The sequence below is a fragment of the Streptomyces sp. NPDC008150 genome (assembly GCF_042956945.1).
Lineage (GTDB): Bacteria > Actinomycetota > Actinomycetes > Streptomycetales > Streptomycetaceae > Streptomyces.
This window is the reverse complement of record NZ_JBIBHJ010000001.1, coordinates 1,124,589-1,145,078: the sequence shown is the minus strand read 5'-3', so window position 1 is coordinate 1,145,078 and position 20,490 is coordinate 1,124,589. Positions and strand designations below refer to the sequence as shown.

Sequence of the window (20,490 nt, the reverse complement as noted above, 5' to 3'; positions counted from 1 at the left end):
GGAAAGGGAGTGTCAGACGTGCGTACCGGGGTTCGATTGAGCGGTCAGATGAGCGGCTCCGTATTCAGTTGCCGAATACGGAACGCACTTGTCGGGAGGCGGATCGGGAAGAGTCCCGGCAGTCTGGAATGACTCGAAAAAATGCACGTTCTTACGGGGGTAGGCTCGGCAAAGCCAGGCCGTCTACCCCCGGACGCCGGCAGCCGGTGGACGTCATGTGCACCGGCTCGCGAATTGTGGAGAGGAGCCCTGACTCAGGGTGAGCACCAAGCCGACCATCACAGACCTCGAGTGGACCGAGCTGGACCAGCGTGCCGTGGACACCGCGCGCGTCCTGGCAGCCGACGCCGTACAGAAGGTCGGCAACGGCCATCCCGGAACGGCGATGAGCCTTGCCCCTGCCGCGTACACCCTCTTCCAGAAGGTCATGCGGCACGACCCGGCCGACGCGAACTGGGTCGGCCGCGACCGCTTCGTGCTGTCCGCCGGTCACTCGTCGCTGACCCTCTACACCCAGCTCTACCTGGCCGGTTTCGGCCTGGAGCTGGACGACCTGAAGGCGTTCAGGACGTGGGGCTCGAAGACCCCCGGCCACCCGGAGTACGGGCACACCACGGGCGTCGAGACGACGACCGGTCCGCTCGGCCAGGGTGTCGCCAACGCGGTGGGCATGGCGATGGCCTCCCGCTACGAGCGCGGCCTGTTCGACCCGGAGGCGCCGCAGGGCGAATCCCCGTTCGACCACTACATCTTCGCGATCGCGGGCGACGGCTGCCTCCAGGAGGGCATCTCCGCCGAGGCGTCCTCGATGGCCGGTCACCAGAAGCTCGGCAACCTGATCCTGCTGTGGGACGACAACCACATCTCGATCGAGGGCGACACCGAGACGGCCGTCTCCGAGGACACCGTCAAGCGCTACGAGGCGTACGGCTGGCACGTGCAGCGCGTCGACCCGAAGCCGGACGGCGACCTGGACCCGCACGCCCTCTACAACGCGATCGCCGCGGCGAAGGCGGTCACCGACCGGCCGTCGTTCATCGCGATGCGCTCGATCATCGCGTGGCCCGCCCCGAACGCACAGGGCACCGAGGCCGCGCACGGCTCGGCGCTGGGCGACGACGAGGTGGCCGCCACCAAGCGCGTCCTCGGCTTCGACCCGGAGAAGACCTTCGAGGTCGCCGACGAGGTCCTGGCCCACACCCGTGAGGCGCTGGACCGCGGCCGCGAGGCCAAGGCCGCGTGGGAGAAGACGTACCAGCAGTGGCGCGACGCCAACGCGGACCGGGCGGCCGAGTTCGACCGCATCGCCGCGGGCGAACTGCCCACCGGCTGGGAGGAGAAGATCCCGGTCTTCGAGACGGGCACCTCGCTCGCGACCCGTGCTGCGTCCGGCAAGGTGCTCCAGGCGCTCGGCCCGGTGCTGCCGGAGCTGTGGGGCGGCTCCGCCGACCTCGCCGGCTCCAACAACACCACCATCGACAAGACCAGTTCGTTCCTCCCGGCGGGCAACCCGCTGCCGGAGGCCGACCCGTACGGGCGCACCGTGCACTTCGGCATCCGCGAGCACTCGATGGCCGCCGAGATGAACGGCATCACGCTGCACGGCAACACGCGTGTCTACGGCGGCACCTTCCTGGTGTTCTCCGACTACATGCGCAACTCCGTGCGCCTGTCGTCGCTGATGCACATCCCGGTCACGTACGTCTGGACGCACGACTCGATCGGCCTCGGCGAGGACGGCCCGACGCACCAGCCGGTCGAGCACCTGGCCTCGCTGCGCGCCATCCCCGGCTTCAACCTGGTCCGCCCGGCCGACGCCAACGAGACGGCGATCGCCTGGCGCGAGATCCAGCGCCGCTGGACCAAGGACTTCGCCAAGGGCGCCCCGCACGGCCTCGCGCTGACGCGTCAGGGCGTGCCGGTGTACGAGCCCAACGACGACGCGGCCAAGGGCGGTTACGTCCTGTTCGAGGCCGAGGGCGGCGACGCCGAGGTCGTCCTGATCGCCACCGGTTCCGAGGTGCACGTCGCCGTCGAGGCGCGCGAGCAGCTCCAGGCCGACGGCGTGCCGACGCGCGTGGTCTCCATGCCGTCGGTGGAGTGGTTCGAAGAGCAGGACCAGGGGTACCGGGAGAGCGTTCTGCCGCCGTCCGTGAAGGCGCGCGTCGCGGTGGAGGCCGGTATCGGTCTGACGTGGCACAAGTACGTCGGTGACGCCGGCCGCATCGTCTCCCTGGAGCACTTCGGTGCCTCGGCCGACGCCAAGGTTCTCTTCCGTGAATTCGGTTTCACCGCGGAGAACGTCGCCGCGGTCGCCCGGGAATCGATCGCCGCGGCCCGTAGCTGACGCCCACAAAAACGACACGTAGGAGATGCAATTTCCATGACAGACGCACTGAAGCGCCTCTCCGAGGAGGGCGTGGCGATCTGGCTGGACGACCTGTCGCGCAAGCGGATCACGTCCGGCAACCTCGCCGAGCTGATCGACCAGCAGCACGTCGTGGGCGTCACCACCAACCCGACGATCTTCCAGAAGGCGATCTCGGAGGGCGACGGTTACGACACGCAGCTCACCGACCTCGCGGCCCGCGAGGTCACCGTCGAAGAGGCCATCCGCATGATCACGACGGCGGACGTCCGTGACGCCGCCGACATCCTGCGGCCCGTCTTCGACGCGACGGACGGCCAGGACGGCCGGGTGTCCATCGAGGTGGACCCGCGCCTCGCGCACAACACCCGGGCGACCGCCGCCGAGGCCAGGCAGCTCGCCTGGCTGGTGGACCGTCCGAACACGCTCATCAAGATCCCGGCGACCGAGGCGGGCCTGCCCGCGATCGCCGAGACCATCGGGAACGGCATCAGCGTCAACGTGACGCTGATCTTCTCCCTGGAGCGCTACCGCAAGGTCATGGACGCGTACCTCACCGGCCTGGAGAAGGCCAAGGAGCGCGGCCTCGACCTGTCGAAGATCCACTCGGTGGCGTCGTTCTTCGTGTCCCGCGTGGACACCGAGATCGACAAGCGGCTCAACGCCCTCGGCACCGACGAGGCCAAGGCCCTGCGCGGCAAGGCCGCCGTGGCCAACGCCCGGCTCGCCTACCAGGCGTACGAGGAGGTCTTCTCCTCGGACCGCTGGGCCGCGCTGGAGCGGGAGCACGCCAACAAGCAGCGTCCGCTGTGGGCGTCGACCGGTGTGAAGGACCCGGCCTACCGGGACACGATGTACGTCGTCGACCTGGTCGCGCCGAACACCGTGAACACCATGCCGGAGGCCACGCTGGAGGCCACCGAGGACCACGGCCAGGTGACCGGCAACACGGTCCAGGGCACGTACGAGCAGGCCCGCGCCGACCTCGACGCGATCGAGAAGCTCGGGATCGCCTACGACGACGTGGTCCAGGTTCTGGAGGACGAGGGCGTCGAGAAGTTCGAGGCGTCCTGGAACGACCTGCTCAAGTCGACCGAGGCGGAGCTCAAGCGCCTCGCCCCCTCGGAGGGCTGACACCTTGTCGAGCAGCAACCCGCTGCGTGACCCCGCCGACCGACGGCTCCCGCGTATCGCGGGGCCGTCGGGCCTGGTCATCTTCGGCGTAACCGGCGATTTGTCCCGCAAAAAGCTGATGCCTGCCGTTTACGACCTCGCCAACCGGGGTCTGCTGCCGCCGGGTTTCTCGCTGGTCGGCTTCGCGCGCCGCGAGTGGCAGGACGAGGACTTCGCGCAGGAGGTCCACGACGCCGTCAAGGAGCACTCGCGCACGCCGTTCCGCGAGGAGGTCTGGCAGCAGCTCATCCAGGGGATGCGCTTCGTCCAGGGCACCTTCGACGACGACGCCGCCTTCGACCAGCTCAAGGCCACCATCGAGGACCTCGACAAGGCCCAGGGCACGAGCGGCAACTTCGCCTTCTACCTGTCGGTGCCCCCCAAGTTCTTCCCGAAGGTCGTCCAGCAGCTGAAGAAGCACGGGCTGGCCGACCAGGCGAAGGGCTCCTGGCGGCGGGCCGTCATCGAGAAGCCGTTCGGCCACGACCTCAAGTCGGCCGAGGAACTCAACGCGATCGTGCACGAGGTGTTCGGTTCGGACCAGGTCTTCCGGATCGACCACTACCTCGGCAAGGAGACCGTCCAGAACATCCTGGCGCTCCGCTTCGCGAACACCATGTTCGAGCCGATCTGGAACCGGTCGTTCGTCGACCACGTGCAGATCACGATGGCCGAGGACATCGGCATCGGCGGCCGGGCCGGCTACTACGACGGCATCGGCGCCGCCCGCGACGTCATCCAGAACCACCTGCTCCAGCTCATGGCGCTGACCGCGATGGAGGAGCCCGCCTCCTTCGACGCCGACGCGCTGGCGGCGGAGAAGACCAAGGTGCTGGGCGCCGTCAGGCTCCCAAAGGACCTCGGCACCGGCACGGTCCGCGGGCAGTACGCGGCGGGCTGGCAGGGCGGCGAGAAGGCCGTCGGCTACCTCCAGGAAGACGGCATCGACCCCAAGTCGAAGACCGACACCTACGCCGCGATCAAGGTCGGGATCGACAACCGCCGCTGGGCGGGCGTCCCCTTCTACCTGCGCACCGGCAAGCGGCTCGGCCGCCGCGTCACCGAGATCGCGGTCGTCTTCCAGCGCGCCCCGCACTCCCCCTTCGACCACACGGCGACGGAGGAGCTGGGCCAGAACGCGATCGTCATCCGCGTCCAGCCCGACGAGGGCATCACCGTGCGCTTCGGCTCCAAGGTGCCCGGCACGTCGATGGAGATCCGCGACGTGTCGATGGACTTCGCCTACGGCGAGTCCTTCACCGAGTCCAGCCCCGAGGCGTACGAGCGCCTCATCCTGGACGTCCTCCTCGGGGACTCGAACCTGTTCCCGCGCACCGAGGAGGTCGAGCTGTCCTGGAAGATCCTCGACCCGATCGAGGAGTACTGGGACAAGCACGGCAAGCCCGCGCAGTACCCGTCCGGCACGTGGGGGCCCGTCGAGGCGGACCAGATGCTCGAACGAGACGGACGGAGCTGGCGCCGGCCATGAAGATCGACCTCACGGACACCACGGCCAGCAAGATCAACAAGGCGCTCGTCAAGGGGCGCCGCGAGATCGGCACGCCTGCCGTCGGCATGGTGCTCACCCTCGTCATCGTCACCGACGAGGAGAACGCCTACGACGCCCTCAAGGCGGCCAACGACGCCTCGCGCGAGCACCCCTCGCGCACCCTGGTCGTCATCAAGCGCGTCTCCCGCACCTCCCGCGACCGCACCACCGCGCGGCTCGACGCGGAGGTGCGGCTCGGCGCGGAGGCCGGCACCGGCGAGACGGTCGTGCTGCGCCTCTACGGCGAGGTGCTCAACCACGCCCAGTCGGTGGTGCTGCCGCTGCTGCTGCCCGACGCCCCCGTGGTGGTCTGGTGGCCGGTGAACGCGCCGCTCGACCCCGCCAACGACCCGCTGGGCGCCCTCGCGCAGCGGCGCGTCACCGACACCTACACCGCCGAGCAGCCGGTGCGGGAGCTCAACGCCCGCGCCGACGCGTACACCCCCGGCGACACGGACCTGTCGTGGACCCGCATCACGCCCTGGCGCTCGATGCTGGCTGCCGCGCTGGACCAGGTCGTGTGCGAGGTGCGCGGTGTCGAGGTGGAGGGCGAGGAGTTCAACCCCAGCTGCGAGCTGCTCGCCATGTGGCTCGCGGACCGGCTCGACGTGCCGGTGCTCCGGTCGCTGTCCTCCGGCCCCGGCCTCACCGCCGTCCGCATGGACACCGACCAGGGTCCGATCGCCCTCGACCGCGCGGACGGCACCCTCGCCACGCTGTCGATCCAGGGGCAGCCCGACCGGGCCGTGGCGCTCAAGCGCCGCGACACCGCCGAGCTGATCGCGGAGGAGCTGCGGCGGCTGGACCCGGACGACACGTACGCCTCGGCGCTGCGCTTCGGCGTGGACCGGCTCACGGTCGCCGAGCCCTCGGGAACCGCTCCGGCGGAGGCCGCCAAGGCCGCCGCCCCGGCGCAACCGGCGGCCGCGAAGACGGCGCCCGCGCGCAAGACCGCCGCCAAGAAGGCGCCGGCGAAGGCCCCCGCCAAGACGGCGGCCAAGGCACCGGCGAAGAAGGCGCCCGCACGGAAGGCGAGCACGAAGTGAACACCCCCCAGCTTGTCGTGCACCGCGACAAGGAGCTGATGGCCGAGGCCGCCGCGGCCCGGCTGATCACGAAGATCGTGGACGCGCAGGCGTCCCGCGGCTTCGCGTCGGTCGTCCTCACCGGCGGCCGCAACGGCAACGGCCTGCTGGCCGCCCTCGCCTCGGCACCCGCCCGGGACGCGATCGACTGGGGGCGCCTCGACCTGTGGTGGGGCGACGAACGGTTCCTGCCCGAGGGCGACCCGGAGCGCAACGTCACGCAGGCCCGCGAGGCCCTGCTCGACAGCGTGCCCCTGGACCCGAAGCGCGTGTACGCCATGCCCGCCTCCGACGGGCCGTACGGATCGGACGTGGAGGCCGCCGCGGCGGCCTACGCGGCGGACCTGGCGCGGGCTGCCGGGCCGGAGAACCACGGCTCGGTCCCGACGTTCGACGTGCTGATGCTGGGCGTCGGCCCGGACACGCACGTGGCGTCGCTCTTCCCGGAGCTGCCCGCCGTCCGTGAGACCGAGCGGACGGTGGTCGGGGTGCACGGCGCCCCCAAGCCCCCGCCGACCCGGGTGACGCTCACCCTGCCCGCGATCCGCGCGGCCCGTGAGGTCTGGCTCCTCGCGGCCGGCGAGGACAAGGCCGAGGCGGCGCAGATCGCGCTGTCGGGCGCGGGCGAGATCCAGGCGCCCGCGGCCGGGGCGTACGGGCGTGCCCGGACGCTGTGGCTGCTGGACGCGGCGGCGGCCTCGAAGCTGCCGAGGGGGCTGTACCCGCCGGCCTCGGCCTGACGGGCACACCCCGCCCTGCCCGCTCCACCGGAACCCGTACGGTCACCGACCGTACGGGTTCCGGCATGTGCGGCCCTTGCGGCCCTTGCGGTCTGCCGGGTCAACGCCCGCGCAGGGACCGGTACTTGGCGACGAGGGCCGTGGTGGAGGTGTCCAGGCCGGGCACGTCCGCGCCCTCGGTGAGGGCGGGCTCCACGCGCTTGGCGAGGACCTTGCCGAGTTCGACGCCCCACTGGTCGAAGGAGTCGATGTTCCACACGGCGCCCTGGACGAACACCTTGTGCTCGTAGAGCGCGACGAGCTGGCCGAGGACGGACGGCGTCAGCTCCTTCGCCAGGATCGTCGTCGTCGGGTGGTTGCCGCGGAACGACTTGTGCGGCACCAGCTCGTCCGGCACACCCTCGGCACGCACCTCGTCGGGGGTCTTGCCGAAGGCCAACGCCTGTGTCTGCGCGAAGAAGTTGGCCATCAGCAGGTCGTGCTGCGCCTTGAGCCCGTCGCTCAACTCAGCGACCGGCTCGGCGAATCCGATGAAGTCGGCGGGGATGAGCTTCGTGCCCTGGTGGATCAACTGGTAGTACGCGTGCTGCCCGTTGGTGCCGGGCGTGCCCCAGACCACCGGTCCCGTCTGCCAGTCGACCGGGTTGCCCTCGCGGTCGACCGACTTGCCGTTGGACTCCATGTCCAGCTGCTGGAGATAGGCGGTGAACCGCGACAGGTAGTGCGAGTACGGCAGCACCGCGTGCGACTGGGCACCGTGGAAGTTGCCGTACCAGATGCCCAACAGGCCGAGCAGCAGAGGGACGTTGGTGGCCGGGGGCGCGTTGCGGAAGTGCTCGTCCACGGTGTGGAAGCCGTCGAGCATCTCGCGGAAGCGGTCCGGGCCGATGGCGATCATCAGCGAGAGGCCGATCGCCGAGTCGTACGAGTAGCGCCCGCCGACCCAGTCCCAGAACTCGAACATGTTGTCCGGGTCGATGCCGAACCCGGTGACCTTCTCCTCGTTCGTCGACAGCGCCACGAAGTGCTTGGCGACCGCCTCCTGACCGGACTTCAGCTCACCCAGCAGCCAGTCGCGGGCGGACGTGGCGTTGGTGATCGTCTCGATCGTGGTGAACGTCTTGGACGCCACGATGAACAGCGTCTCCGCCGCGTCCAGGTCACGGGTCGCCTCGTGCAGGTCGGCGCCGTCCACGTTGGACACGAACCGCACGGTCAGCCCGCGGTCGGCGAAGCTGCGCAGCACCTCGTAGGCCATCGCGGGACCCAGGTCGGAGCCGCCGATGCCGATGTTGACGACGTTGCGGATGCGGCGGCCGGTGTGCCCGGTCCACTCGCCGGAACGCACCCGGTTCGCGAAGTCCGCCATCTTGTCCAGGACCGCGTGCACCTTCGGCACCACGTTCTCGCCGTCGACCTCCACCACGGCGTCGCGCGGCGCGCGCAGCGCCGTGTGCAGCACCGCCCGGTCCTCGGTGACGTTGATCCGGTCGCCGCGGAACATGGCGTCCCGCAGCCCGTACACGTCGGTGGCCTCGGCGAGCTCGCGCAGCAGCCGCAGCGTCTCGTCGGTGACCAGGTGCTTGGAGTAGTCGACGTACAGGTCGCCGACCTGGAGGGTGTACCCGTCGCCCCGCGCGGGATCCGCCTCGAACAGGTCGCGCAGGTGCACGTCGCCGAGGTTTCGGTGGTGGTCGGCCAGAGCGGTCCACTCCGGTGTCTGGTCGAGCCTGGTACGGCCGTCTGCGTTCATCTCGGGCTTCCGCCTTCTTCCGTGCCTGCCGATGCTGCTCTGCTGCTCTGCTGCTCTCTGGTGCTGCCCTGCCGCTGCGCGCGCCGGGTGCCGGGTGTCCGCCCCGGCGCCGTCCCAACCTAATTGATCAGTGGGCGACGCGGCCTGTCGTCACGCCGTCGCCCCGGACAACGGGAGGTACGTCCGGGCGGCGCCCCGGTATCAGCGCGAGGACGGACAGGACGAAGAAGGCGGCGGCAAGGAGGGCGGGCGCGTTCCCGCCCCCTGCGGTGGCGGCCGCCCCGCCGAGCAGCGCGCCGAGGGGCGCCCCGGCGACCGAGAGCGTGCGGAAGGCCGAGCCGACCCGGCCGAGCAGCGCGGCGGGGGTGCGTTGCTGCATCAGGGTCGTGGTGTTGACGTTCCACACCGTGCTCATGACGCCGAAGACCGTCAGGGCGGCGACCGCCGCGACGATGCCGCGCACCGAGCCCAGCACCAGCAGCGCCGCGGTCTGGATCACCCCCGCGACCAGTACGGCACCCGGTCTGCCGACCCTGCGCACCAGGCCCCCGTTCACCCACGCCCCGGCGAGCCCGCCGACCGTGAACCCGGCGGTGACGGCCGCGTACCCGGTGGTGCCCGCGTCCAGCCACCGGGTCACCAGGACCACGAGCGTGGCGACGAGCGCGCCCATGCCGATGTTGCACAGGGCGGTGGCGGCGCACAGTCCGCGCAACGGCCGGTCGTGCCACAGGGTGCGCAGCCCCTCCGCGATCTCGCGCCGCAGGGTGGAGCCGCCGGGTCTCGCGTCCCGTCCGGGCGGGGCCGTGCGCAGGGAGGCGACCAGGGCCGCCGCCAGCAGGAAGGTGCCGGCGTCGGCGGCGAACGGCATGCCCGCGCCCAGGGCGAGCAGCACCGGGACGGCCGGGGCGCCGAGCAGCCCGCTCGCGATCCGCTGCCCGGTGCGCAGCCGGATGTTCGCGCTGCCCAGCGCGGCCGGTCCGACCAGGGCGGGGAGCAGGGCGGTGGCCGCGTTGTCGAAGAGCGTCTGAAGGGCCGTCAGCACGAAGGCCAGCACGATCAGCAGGGCGATCGAGGCGTGCCCGAGGGAGACGGCCAGGGCGAAGGCGGCGACGAGCAGACCGCGTGCGGTGTCCACGGTCCACATCGCCCGCCGCTGGTCCACCCGGTCGGCGACGGCCCCGCCGAGCAGACCGAAGAGCAGCCAGGGGAGGTAACCGCACGCGGTGACCGCGGCGACGAGGAACGGACGGTCCGTCAGGGAGGCGGCCAGCAGGGGCAGTGCGGCACCGCGCAGCGCGTCACCGAGGCTGGAGAGGACGGCGGCGCTCCACAGCCGCCCGAACCCCCCGCGCCACCCCGGCGCGCACCCCCCCGCCACGTCCGCCGTCGCCACGACTCCCCCTTCGGTCCGCCGGTTCGTCAACCGTAGGGGGCAGCACTGACAACGGGCCGTGCCGGACGCGGGCAGGGCACCGGGACACGCATCCGGCCGGTGCCCTCACGGGCGGCCGGCCGGACTCAACTGCTCTGCGCTACAAGGCGATTGCGCCCGTAGCCGCTAGATCTCGCCGCGCAGTTTGGCGAGGGCTTCGGCGAGGATCGCCTCGCCGTCCGCGTCGCTGCGCCGCTCTCGCACGTACGCCAGGTGTGTCTTGTAGGGCTCGGTGCGCGGGGGGTCCGGGGGGTTGTCCCTGTCCTGTCCGGCGGGAAAGCCGCAGCGCGGGCAGTCCCAGGTATCGGGCACCTGCGCGTCGCTGGCGAAGCTGGGCTGCGTCTCATGCCCGTTGGAGCACCAGAAGGAGATGCGCAGACGCGGTGCGGACTCACCGCGCTCGGCCTCGCCCATCGGCCCCGCCCCGACCCGGCTTCCTCGGATCGCGTTGCCACTTGCCACGGTCGTAACTCCCTGCGTGATGGTGCCGCGAAGCGAGTCGGCGTTCCGCTTCGCTGCGAGCGCCTCAGTCTACGTAAGGCCCAACGCGCGTCCAGTGATTGGAGTTACCGCCCCGCACACAGACGCAAGCCCCATGATAGGCCGCGCTTGTGAGCGCGTACCGAACATGGGGCTTCAGGGTCTGATTGTGCGTGAGCCCGGTGCGGGGCACAGGGCGGCGCCGTCCGGAAGACCGGAGAGGTGTCGGTCCCGGGTCAGTTGTTCTTCATGACGATGCTGAGCACGATGACGCAGGCGAACCAGCAGACACCGAGGATCACGGTGATCCGGTCGAGGTTGCGCTCGGCCACCGAGGACCCACCGACGGAGGACTGCACGCCACCACCGAACATGTCGGAGAGGCCGCCGCCCTTCCCCTTGTGCATCAGCACCAGCAGCATCAGCAGCAGGCTGAAGACGATCAGGGCGATCGAGAACCCCAAAACCACGGCTGGACCAACTTCCTCGGATTCGGATGAACGACGGGGGCGGGTGGCCGCGCGGCACAGCCGCACAGGGTGAACGCCACCAGCCCACGCAAGGGTACGACGGATCGCCGCTGCCGCCTACTCGCGGCCTGCCTGTTCGTGCGCGAAGGGTGCACGGCCGGTGCCGGGACGGACCGTCACGCCGGGCCCCGCGGCCCCCGCGCGTCCTGTCCCCGGCACCGGCCGTGACCGGTTGCTCACTGGTCGCGGAACCGCACGATCTTGACGAACTCCTCGGCGTCCAGCGAGGCACCGCCGACGAGGGCGCCGTCGATGTCGGCCTTGCCCATGATCTCGGCGACGTTGCCGGACTTCACGGAACCGCCGTACTGGATGCGGACCTTGTCGGCCAGCTCCTGCGAGTACAGCTCGGCGACCTTGGCGCGGATCGCCGCGCAGACCTCCTGGGCGTCGTCGGCACCGCACACCTTGCCGGTGCCGATGGCCCACACCGGCTCGTACGCGATCACGACGGTCTCGGCCTGCTCGGCCGGCACGTCCTTGAGCCCGCCCTCGACCTGGGTCAGGGTGTGCGTGACGTGGTTGCCCGCCTCGCGGACGTCCAGTTCCTCGCCGACGCACAGGATCGGGGTCAGGCCGTGCTTGTAGGCGGCCTTGACCTTGCTGTTGACGATCTCGTCCGTCTCGGCGTGGTACTGGCGGCGCTCGGAGTGGCCGACGGCCACGTACGTGCACTTGAGCTTCGCCAGCATCGGGCCGGAGATCTCGCCGGTGTAGGCGCCGGAGTCCTGCGCCGAGATGTCCTGGGCGCCGTACTTGATCTTGAGCTTGTCGCCGTCCACCAGGGTCTGCACCGAACGCAGGTCGGTGAAGGGCGGCAGGACGGCGACCTCGACGGCGTCGTAGTCCTTGTCGGCGAGCGCGAAGGCGAGCTTCTGGACGTGGGCGATGGCCTCGAGGTGGTTGAGGTTCATCTTCCAGTTGCCCGCCATCAGCGGCGTGCGGTTGCTCATCGGGTTTCAGTCCTCCAGTGCGGCGAGACCGGGGAGCGTCTTGCCCTCGAGGTATTCGAGGGAGGCGCCGCCACCGGTCGAGATGTGGCCGAATGCCGACTCGTCGAAGCCCAGGGTGCGGACGGCGGCGGCCGAGTCGCCACCGCCGACCACGGTGAAGCCCGGGGAGTCGAGAAGGCCCTGGGCGACCGCGCGGGTGCCCTCGGCGTAGTCGGGGTGTTCGAAGACGCCCATCGGACCGTTCCAGAAGATGGTGGCCGCGTCGGCGAGCTTCGAGGCGTAGAGCGTGTTGGTCTCCGGGCCGATGTCCAGGCCCATCTGGCCAGCCGGCATCGCGTCGGCGGCGACGGTGGAGGGGTTGGCCGGAGCCTTGGACTTCAGGTCCGGGAACTCGGGCGCGACCAGCGCGTCGACCGGCAGCACCAGTTCCACACCGGTCTTCTCGGCGCGCTCGATGTACTCCTTGACGGCGTCGAGCTGGTCCTCCTGCAGCATGGAGCTGCCGATCTCGTAGCCCTTGGCCTTGAGGAAGGTGAACGCCATGCCGCCGCCGATGAGCAGGCGGTCGGCCTTGCCGAGCAGTTCGTCGATGACGGCGAGCTTGTCGGAGACCTTCGCCCCGCCGAGCACGACCACGTACGGGCGCTTCACCTCGGCGGTGAGCTTCTTGAGGACGCCCACCTCGGTGGCGATGAGGTAACCGGCGTAGTGCGGCAGGCGGGCCGGCAGGTCGTACACGGAGGCGTGCTTGCGGTGCACCGCACCGAAGCCGTCGCCGACGTACACGTCCGCGAGGGCGGCGAGCCGGTCGGCGAACTCGCCGCGCTCGGTGTCGTCCTTCGCGGTCTCACCGGCGTTGAACCGCAGGTTCTCGACGACCGCGACCTGGCCGGGCTGGAGGCCGTTCACGGCGTCGTGGGCGGCGGGGCCCACGGTGTCCTGCGCGAACGCCACGGGCGCGCCGAGGAGTTCGGCGAGCCGCTCGGCGGCGGGCAGCAGGGAGAAGGCGGGGTCCGGGGCGCCCTTGGGGCGGCCCAGGTGGGAGGCGACGACGACCTTGGCGCCCGCCTCGGCCAGCGCCTTAACGGTGGGCAGCACGGCGCGGATGCGGCCGTCGTCGGTGATGAGGCCGTCGGCCAGCGGGACGTTGAGGTCGGCGCGGACGAAGACCCGCTTGCCGTCGACGCCCTGGGAGAGAAGTTCGTCGATCGTCTTCATGAAGGACTCCTGATGAGGGCTGGGGAAGCTCTGGTGACCCGGAGGGCTGCGCACGTCCGGGAGGCTCGGCCCGCACGGGGCCGCCGCACGGACCGGTCCGGCCGGAGGGCACCGGACGGACCGGGAGGCGGCGGACGGTCTCCGGCCGGCCGGGATCTCGTCCCCGCCTCCGGGAGTCCGTCCGGCCGGTACGGGCTGCGTACCGGCCGGGGCGCGGACCTCGCGACACAGGGCTCGGGCGGCGCGGCGTCGCGCTGCCCGAGCCCTGCTCTCACATCGAGGTGCCTGCTCCGGTGATCAGAGCTGGTTGCCGACGAAGACCGTGAGGTCGACGAGGCGGTTGGAGTAGCCCCACTCGTTGTCGTACCAGCCGAGAATCTTCACCGTGTTGCCCTCCTGGACCATGGTCAGGGAGGAGTCGAAGGTGCAGGACGACGGGTCGCCGACGATGTCCGAGGAGACGATCGGGTCCTCGGTGTAGGTCAGGAAGCCCTTGAGGTCGCCGTCGTCGGAGGCCTTCTTGAACGCGGCGTTGACCTCGTCCTTGGTGACCTCGCGCTGGAGGGTCACGACGAGGTCGGTGGCCGAGCCGGTCGGGACCGGGACGCGCATCGCGATGCCGTCCAGCTTGCCCTTGAGCTGCGGGAGGACCAACGCGGTGGCCTTGGCGGCACCCGTGGTGGTCGGGATGATGTTCTCGGCGGCGGCACGGGCGCGACGCAGGTCCGAGTGCGGGAAGTCCAGGATCCGCTGGTCGTTCGTGTACGCGTGGACCGTCGTCATCAGGCCCTTGACGATGCCGAAGTTCTCGTCGAGAACCTTGGCCATCGGCGCCACACAGTTGGTGGTGCAGGAGGCGTTGGAGATGACGTGGTGGTTCGCGGCGTCGTACTTGTCCTGGTTGACGCCCATCACGATCGTGATGTCCTCTTCCTTGGCCGGAGCCGAGATGAGGACCTTCTTGGCGCCGCCGGCGATGTGCTTCGCGGCGTCGGCCTTCTTCGTGAAGATGCCCGTCGACTCGATGACGATGTCGACGCCCAGGTCGCCCCACGGAATGTCGGCGGGGTTGCGCTCGGACAGCACCTTGATGGTGTGGCCGTCCACGGTGATCGTGTCGGCGGTGTGCGACACCTCGGCCTTGAGGCGGCCCAGGATGGTGTCGTACTTCAGAAGGTGGGCGGTGGTCGCGGTGTCACCCAGGTCGTTGACAGCCACGATCTCGATGTCAGCACCCTGCTCCAGCAGCGCGCGGAAGTAGTTACGACCGATGCGGCCAAAGCCGTTGATGCCTACGCGGATCGTCACGAACCGATCTCCTCGTTGGTACGCCGGCTTTTGACCGGCGAGCTGTATGGGATGTCCCCGACCGCCTACGACCCTACCTCCCTGAGGCGCCGGGGGTGACATCGAGAGGGCCCCCGGCGGACACGGCCCTCCGTACTCACCGGTAGGGCGGGGACCGGGGCACCTGCCGAGCATCCGGGTGCCCGTCCCGGTGATCGCCGGAGGGGAACCGCGAGCGCTCCCGGTGCCGGGAATCCCGCCACCGGAATTCATCCGTTCGGCCGATCTGCGTGCCCTCGGAGGAGGCCGATGCGGACGGCGGTGGTCGGCGGTCGAGCGTGTCCGCCGTCGAGGGCGGCGGCCGGCCGGGCACTCCCCCGGGGCGCGGCCCGGCACGGCAGGTCCGGCGGCGACGGCCGGGGCGGCCTCGCGCGCCGCACGGCCGAGGCGGTCACCCGCTTCGGGTGACCGCCTCAACACTGCGTTCCGGCACCGGAGTTGGCGCCGGCGAGCAGGCGGGTGGGCAGGCGCGGTGTCAGCCGACCAGGTTGTCGGCCAGGTCCTCGCTGAGGTTGGCCTCCGTGCCGGGGATGCCGAGGTCGGAGGCCCGCTTGTCCGCCATGGCGAGCAGCCTGCGGATACGGCCCGCGACGGCGTCCTTGGTCAGCGGCGGGTCGGCGAGCGCGCCCAGCTCCTCCAGGGATGCCTGCTTGTGCTCCATGCGCAGCCGGCCCGCGGCCGCGAGGTGCTCGGGAACCTCGTCCGCGAGGATCTCCAGGGCCCGCGCCACCCGCGCCCCGGCGGCCACCGCCGCGCGGGCCGAGCGGCGCAGGTTGGCGTCGTCGAAGTTGGCGAGCCGGTTGGCCGTGGCACGGACCTCGCGCCGCATCCGGCGCTCCTCCCAGGCCAGCACCGACTCGTGCGCGCCGAGCCGCGTGAGCAGGGCGCCGATGGCGTCACCGTCGCGGACGACGACCCGGTCCACCCCGCGCACCTCGCGCGCCTTCGCCGCGATCGACAGCCGGCGCGCGGCGCCGACCAGCGCGAGCGCGGCCTCGGGTCCCGGGCACGTCACCTCCAGGGAGGAGGAGCGGCCGGGCTCCGTGAGCGAACCGTGCGCCAGGAAGGCACCGCGCCAGGCGGCCTCCGCGTCGCAGGTGGCCCCCGAGACCACCTGCGGGGGCAGGCCGCGGATGGGACGGCCGCGGCCGTCCACCAGGCCCGTCTGCCGGGCGAGCTGGTCGCCGCCCGCCACGACCCGCACGACGTAGCGCGAGCCGCGCCGCAGGCCGCCGGGTGCCATCACGATCAGTTCGGAACTGTGGCCGAAGATCTCCAGGATGTCCCGCTTGAGCCGGCGCGCCGCCATCGCGGTGTCCAGCTCCGCCTCGATCACGATCCGGCCGCTGACCAGGTGGAGGCCGCCGGCGAACCGCAGAATGGCGGAGACCTCCGCCTTCCTGCAGCAGGTCCGGGTGACGGGAAGCCGGGAGATCTCGTCCTTCACCGCTGCCGTCATCGCCATGGGCCGATCCTTCCATGCATCCGAAAAATACGGTCGTACGCGGCGGCCAACAGCTCCGGGTCGTGCCTAGGAGAACCGTCGGTCCGGGCCACCGCCGCCAGCTCGACCGCGGCACCGAGCCGCTTGGCGGCCTCGGCGAGTGAGGGGCGATCGGGCACGGCTGCCTCGTCGGCCAGCACCACGTCCAGGGCGAGTTTAGGGGCGTGTCGTGCCAAAACCTCCAAATGACGCTGCGGGGAGAAGCCATCGGTTTCTCCGGGCTGCGGGGCGAGGTTCAGCGGCAGGACCCGGCGGGCCTTCGTGGTGACGAGGGCGTCCAGCAGTTCCGGCACCAGCAGGTGCGGGATCACCGACGAGAACCAGGAGCCGGGCCCGAGGACGACCCAGTCCGCGTCGAGGACCGCCGCGACCGCCTCGGGAACGGCCGGCGGGTCGTGCGGCACGAGGTGCACGGACTGCACCTCGCCGGGGGTGAGCGCGACGGTGGCCTGTCCGCGGACGGTGTCGACGTCGTCCGGGTGGTCGGGGTCGTGGCCCTTGACCAGCGCCTGGAGTTCGAGCGGGACGGCGGACATCGGCAGCACCCGGCCGTGCGCGCCCAGCAGGTTGCCCACCAGGTCGAGGGCCTGGACGTGGTCGCCGAGCTGTTCCCACAGCGCGACGATCAGCAGGTTGCCGACCGCGTGGTCGTGCAGGTCGCCCTTGGAGTGGAAGCGGTGCTGGATGACCCGGGCCCAGGTCTGGCCCCAGTCGTCGTCCCCGCACAGCGCGGCCAGCGCCTTGCGCAGGTCCCCGGGCGGCAGGACCCCCAGCTCGTCGCGCAGGCGGCCGCTGGAGCCGCCGTCGTCGGCCACGGTGACCACCGCGGTGAGGTCGCCGGTGATCCGGCGCAGCGCCGCGAGCGACGCCGACAGGCCCATGCCGCCGCCGAGGGCGACCACCTTGGGCTGGGTGCCGCGCCGACGGCGCCTGGCACCGCCGCGGACCTCGGCGAGCCGGGCCGCTCCGTCCGGCGGCACCCTGCGCAGCCCGCCGAGCCGCAACGTACGTCCGGTCATTCGCGTCCCATGTCCCGGTGGACGAGCACCGTCTCCACGCCCTCCGCCGCGAGGCGGGCGGCGAGCTTCTCCGACATGGCGACCGACCGGTGCTTGCCGCCCGTGCAGCCGATCGCGATGGTGACGTACCGCTTGCCCTCGCGGCGGTACCCGGCGGCCACGAGCCGCAGCAGTTCGGCGTACCGGTCGAGGAACTCCTTGGCGCCGGGCTGGTTGAAGACGTACGCCGCGACCTCCTCGTTGAGCCCGGTGAAGGGGCGCAGCTCCGGGACCCAGTGCGGGTTGGGGAGGAAGCGCATGTCCGCGACCAGGTCGGCGTCCACCGGGAGGCCGTACTTGAAGCCGAAGGACATGACGGTGGCCCGCAGTTCGGGCTCCTCGTCGCCGGCGAACTGGGCGTCCATCTTCGCCCGCAGCTCGTGGACGTTCAGGCTGGAGGTGTCGATCACCAGGTCGGCGTCGCCGCGCAGTTCGCGCAGCAGTTCCCGCTCGGCGGCGATGCCGTCGACGATGCGGCCGTCGCCCTGGAGGGGATGCGGGCGGCGCACCGACTCGAACCGGCGCACCAGGGCGTCGTCGGAGGACTCCAGGAAGACGATGCGCCGGGTGACGTCCCGGGTGTCGAGGTCGGCGAGGGATTCGCGCAGGTTGTCGAAGAAGCGCCTGCCGCGCACGTCGACGACGACCGCGATCCGCGCCACGTTGCCCTGGGAGCGGGCGCCGAGCTCCACCATGGTGGGGATCAGCGCGGGCGGGAGGTTGTCGACGACGAACCAGCCGAGGTCCTCCAGACACTTGGCCGCCGTGGACCGGCCGGCCCCGGACATGCCGGAGATGATGACCAGCTCCGGGGTGGCCGCGACCGCGTCCTGGCCCCCGGGCGTCGTGACGTCCGTACTCACCTGTTCTCCGCTTTCCCGGACCGCTTGCCGTCCCGTCCGATCCTCGCCCGTCTCCTGGTGGTCCGGCGCTGCCTGCGCCGGATCCGCGTCTTCTCGCCGTTCCTGCTGAGTCATCTCTCCTGCCCCCGTAGTTCGTCCGGGGCGCTCGCGGACACGGGCTCCCCGGGGGAACCCGCCGTCTCGTCGGGTTCCTCGTCCTCCATGATCTCTCCGGTCGCCGTGTTGACGGCGGGTGCGGCCGGAGCCGCGTTGGCGAAGGCGACCGCCACCGCCTCGGCCGTCTTGCGGCCTATGCCGGGAACCTCGCAGATCTGGTCAATTGTCGCGGAACGCAGCCTCTTCACCGAACCGAAGTGTTTGATCAACGCCTGCTTGCGGGTCTCACCGAGTCCGGGCACGTCGTCCAGCGGGCTCGATCTCACCCGTTTGGCCCTCTTGGCGCGCTGGTACGTGATCGCGAAGCGGTGCGCCTCGTCCCGGACCCGCTGCAACAGATACAGGCCCTCGCTCGTGCGGGGCAGGACCACCGGGTCCTCCTCGTCCGGCAGCCACACCTCTTCCAGCCGCTTGGCGAGGCCGCACACCGCGATGTCGTCGATCCCGAGCTCGTCCAGCGCCCGCTTCGCCGCGGCGACCTGGGGGCGGCCGCCGTCGACCACGACGAGCTGCGGCGGGTACGCGAACCGCTTGGGCCTGCCGTCCTCCTCCGTCAGCGGGTCCTCGTCGTCCGCCCACTCCCCCGTGCGCTCCTTGTCCGCGAGGTAGCGGCGGAAGCGGCGGGTGATCACCTCGTGCATGGACCGGACGTCGTCCTGGCCGGCGAAGCCCTTGATCTGGAAGCGGCGGTACTCGCCCTTGCGCTGGAGCCCGTCCTCGAAGACGACCATGGAGGCCACGACGTCCTCGCCCTGGAGGTGGGAGATGTCGTAGCACTCGATGCGCAGCGGCGCGCTGTCCAGGTCGAGGGCCTCGGCGATCTCCTCCAGCGCGCGCGAGCGGGTCGTGAGGTCGGAGGCGCGCTTGGTCTTGTGCAGGACCAGGGACTGCTGCGCGTTGCGCTCCACCGTCTCCATCAGGGCCTTCTTGTCGCCGCGCTGCGGGATGCGCAGCGAGACGTTCGCACCGCGGCGCTCCGTCAGCCACTCCTGGACCGGCTCCACCGGGTCGGGCAGCGCCGGGACGAGCACCTCCTTGGGGACGGAGTCGCCCTTCTCCTCGCCGTAGAGCTGCTGGAGGGCGTGCTCCACGAGAGCGCCGGTGGTGATCTCCTCGACCTTGTCGGTCACCCAGCCGCGCTGGCCGCGCACCCGCCCGCCGCGGACGTGGAAGATCTGCACGGCCGCCTCCAGCTCGTCCTCGGCGACCGCGATCAGGTCGGCGTCCGTCGCGTCGGCGAGCACGACGGCGCTCTTCTCCATGGCCTTCCTGAGCGCCCCGATGTCGTCGCGCAGCCGGGCCGCCCGCTCGTACTCCATGTCCTCGGCCGCCTCGGCCATCCGCTGCTCCAGGCGCCGGATGTAGGTGCCGGTGCGGCCGGCCATGAAGTCGCAGAACTCCTCGGCCAGAGCGCGGTGTTCGTCCGGCGTGACCCGCTCGACGCAGGGCGCAGAGCACTTGTCGATGTAGCCGAGCAGACACGGCCGTCCGGTGCGGGCCGCGTTCTTGAACACACCGGCCGAGCAGGTCCGGACCGGGAAGACGCGCAGCAGCAGGTCGACGGTGTCCCGGATCGCCCAGGCGTGCCCGTAGGGGCCGAAGTACCGGACGCCCTTGCGCTTGTGGCCGCGCATCACCTGCACCCGCGGGAACTCCTCGTTCATCGTCACCGCGAGGTACGGATAGCTCTTGTCGTCGCGGTACTTGACGTTGAACCGGGGGTCGAACTCCTTGATCCAGGAGTACTCCAGCTGGAGCGCCTCGACCTCCGTGGACACCACCGTCCACTCGACGGAGGCGGCCGTCGTGACCATGGTGCGGGTACGGGGGTGCAGGCCGGACAGGTCCTGGAAGTAGTTCGCCAGCCGCTGGCGCAGGCTCTTCGCCTTGCCTACGTAGATCACCCGGCGGTGCTCGTCGCGGAACCTGTAGACCCCGGGCGAGTCCGGGATCTCTCCCGGCTTGGGGCGGTAGCTGGAGGGGTCGGCCATGACTCACACCCTACTGGCGCCGACCGACAGGACGACGGGCCTGTGGACAACGCCGACGAGGTCCGGAGGGGTGCCGTCCGACCGGGTGTGCCACCGGCTGTCCCACCGGGCGGACGGGTTCCCGCGAGGGCGCGACCCGCCGGGTGCGCACCCGGCCGTGCGCGGTCCGCGCAAAGTGTTGTCGGGACACGGCCGACACGCTTCAATGCGGAGAACCCGGCGCCCTGAACAAGAACGCGGGCCCGGACGTACGACTGTGCGAAGACGCGGATCCCGGCCGGACGCCC

The 20,490-nt window shown here is 71.0% G+C and carries 16 protein-coding genes; 5 read left to right on the top strand and 11 right to left on the bottom strand.

Annotated elements, in window-relative coordinates; genetic code table 11:
- The first annotated feature begins 259 nt into the window (after positions 1-259).
- From tkt to pgl, 5 genes are read left to right on the top strand one after another with little or no spacing between them, the layout of a single operon-like run.
- On the top strand, positions 260-2,347 hold the full coding sequence (gene tkt, locus ACFZA0_RS04955) for a transketolase (RefSeq protein WP_391011306.1): 2,088 nt from the start codon (positions 260-262) through the stop codon (positions 2,345-2,347).
- 36 nt (positions 2,348-2,383) lie between these two features.
- A complete protein-coding gene (tal, locus tag ACFZA0_RS04950) occupies positions 2,384-3,502 on the top strand; it encodes a transaldolase (protein WP_391011303.1) in 1,119 nt (372 codons plus the stop codon).
- Positions 3,503-3,506: 4 nt separating this feature from the next.
- A complete protein-coding gene (gene zwf / locus ACFZA0_RS04945) occupies positions 3,507-5,030 on the top strand; it encodes a glucose-6-phosphate dehydrogenase (RefSeq protein ID WP_391011300.1) in 1,524 nt (507 codons plus the stop codon).
- The gene (gene opcA / locus ACFZA0_RS04940) at positions 5,027-6,136 is read left to right on the top strand and encodes a glucose-6-phosphate dehydrogenase assembly protein OpcA (RefSeq protein WP_391011297.1); all 1,110 of its coding nucleotides are present in this window, start codon (positions 5,027-5,029) and stop codon (positions 6,134-6,136) included. The genes zwf and opcA overlap by 4 nt, the downstream gene beginning before the upstream one ends.
- The gene (pgl, locus tag ACFZA0_RS04935; protein ID WP_391011294.1) at positions 6,133-6,915 is read left to right on the top strand and encodes a 6-phosphogluconolactonase; all 783 of its coding nucleotides are present in this window, start codon (positions 6,133-6,135) and stop codon (positions 6,913-6,915) included. The genes opcA and pgl overlap by 4 nt, the downstream gene beginning before the upstream one ends.
- A 100-nt stretch (positions 6,916-7,015) precedes the next feature.
- Here the strand turns inward: pgl and pgi are convergent, their stop codons facing one another.
- The 11 genes from pgi to uvrC form a co-directional block, all read right to left on the bottom strand.
- A complete protein-coding gene (gene pgi / locus ACFZA0_RS04930) occupies positions 7,016-8,668 on the bottom strand; it encodes a glucose-6-phosphate isomerase (RefSeq protein ID WP_391011291.1) in 1,653 nt (550 codons plus the stop codon).
- A 127-nt stretch (positions 8,669-8,795) separates the two neighbouring features.
- On the bottom strand, positions 8,796-10,064 hold the full coding sequence (locus tag ACFZA0_RS04925; protein ID WP_391011288.1) for an MFS transporter: 1,269 nt from the start codon (positions 10,062-10,064) through the stop codon (positions 8,796-8,798).
- 165 nt (positions 10,065-10,229) lie between these two features.
- Complete coding sequence (locus ACFZA0_RS04920) at positions 10,230-10,565, bottom strand: RNA polymerase-binding protein RbpA (RefSeq protein ID WP_003957010.1); 336 nt, start codon at positions 10,563-10,565, stop codon at positions 10,230-10,232.
- A gap of 254 nt (positions 10,566-10,819) precedes the next feature.
- Positions 10,820-11,053, bottom strand: a complete 234-nt coding sequence (gene secG / locus ACFZA0_RS04915; protein WP_391011285.1) for a preprotein translocase subunit SecG — start codon at positions 11,051-11,053, stop codon at positions 10,820-10,822.
- Between the two features lie 236 nt (positions 11,054-11,289).
- Positions 11,290-12,066, bottom strand: coding sequence for a triose-phosphate isomerase (tpiA, locus tag ACFZA0_RS04910; RefSeq protein ID WP_391011282.1), 777 nt, complete (start codon positions 12,064-12,066; stop codon positions 11,290-11,292).
- Between the two features lie 6 nt (positions 12,067-12,072).
- Positions 12,073-13,284, bottom strand: coding sequence for a phosphoglycerate kinase (locus ACFZA0_RS04905; protein ID WP_391011279.1), 1,212 nt, complete (start codon positions 13,282-13,284; stop codon positions 12,073-12,075).
- Between the two features lie 297 nt (positions 13,285-13,581).
- A complete protein-coding gene (gap, locus tag ACFZA0_RS04900; RefSeq protein ID WP_391011276.1) occupies positions 13,582-14,592 on the bottom strand; it encodes a type I glyceraldehyde-3-phosphate dehydrogenase in 1,011 nt (336 codons plus the stop codon).
- A gap of 514 nt (positions 14,593-15,106) precedes the next feature.
- Positions 15,107-16,096, bottom strand: a complete 990-nt coding sequence (gene whiA, locus ACFZA0_RS04895) for a DNA-binding protein WhiA (RefSeq protein WP_391011273.1) — start codon at positions 16,094-16,096, stop codon at positions 15,107-15,109.
- Positions 16,087-17,154, bottom strand: coding sequence for a uridine diphosphate-N-acetylglucosamine-binding protein YvcK (yvcK, locus tag ACFZA0_RS04890; RefSeq protein ID WP_391011270.1), 1,068 nt, complete (start codon positions 17,152-17,154; stop codon positions 16,087-16,089). Before yvcK ends, whiA begins: the two co-directional genes overlap by 10 nt.
- Positions 17,151-18,170 carry an RNase adapter RapZ gene (gene rapZ / locus ACFZA0_RS04885; protein ID WP_391011267.1) on the bottom strand — a complete coding sequence of 340 codons (1,020 nt, stop codon included), beginning with the start codon at positions 18,168-18,170 and terminating at the stop codon, positions 17,151-17,153. The genes yvcK and rapZ overlap by 4 nt, the downstream gene beginning before the upstream one ends.
- Positions 18,167-20,203 (bottom strand): excinuclease ABC subunit UvrC, encoded by a 2,037-nt coding sequence (gene uvrC, locus ACFZA0_RS04880; protein ID WP_391011264.1) that lies wholly within the window; start codon positions 20,201-20,203, stop codon positions 18,167-18,169. The genes rapZ and uvrC overlap by 4 nt, the downstream gene beginning before the upstream one ends.
- Positions 20,204-20,490: the final 287 nt, after the last annotated feature.

Excerpts from the sequence above, each read along its gene's own strand:
- tal (WP_391011303.1), top strand. The coding sequence starts at position 2,384 with ATGACAGACGCACTGAAGCGCCTCTCCGAGGAGGGCGTGGCGATCTGG.
- opcA (WP_391011297.1), top strand. The coding sequence starts at position 5,027 with ATGAAGATCGACCTCACGGACACCACGGCCAGCAAGATCAACAAGGCG.
- pgi (WP_391011291.1), bottom strand. The coding sequence starts at position 8,668 with ATGAACGCAGACGGCCGTACCAGGCTCGACCAGACACCGGAGTGGACC.
- tpiA (WP_391011282.1), bottom strand. The coding sequence starts at position 12,066 with ATGAGCAACCGCACGCCGCTGATGGCGGGCAACTGGAAGATGAACCTC.
- ACFZA0_RS04905 (WP_391011279.1), bottom strand. The coding sequence starts at position 13,284 with ATGAAGACGATCGACGAACTTCTCTCCCAGGGCGTCGACGGCAAGCGG.
- whiA (WP_391011273.1), bottom strand. The coding sequence starts at position 16,096 with ATGGCGATGACGGCAGCGGTGAAGGACGAGATCTCCCGGCTTCCCGTC.
- yvcK (WP_391011270.1), bottom strand. The coding sequence starts at position 17,154 with ATGACCGGACGTACGTTGCGGCTCGGCGGGCTGCGCAGGGTGCCGCCG.
- rapZ (WP_391011267.1), bottom strand. The coding sequence starts at position 18,170 with ATGACTCAGCAGGAACGGCGAGAAGACGCGGATCCGGCGCAGGCAGCG.
- uvrC (WP_391011264.1), bottom strand. The coding sequence starts at position 20,203 with ATGGCCGACCCCTCCAGCTACCGCCCCAAGCCGGGAGAGATCCCGGAC.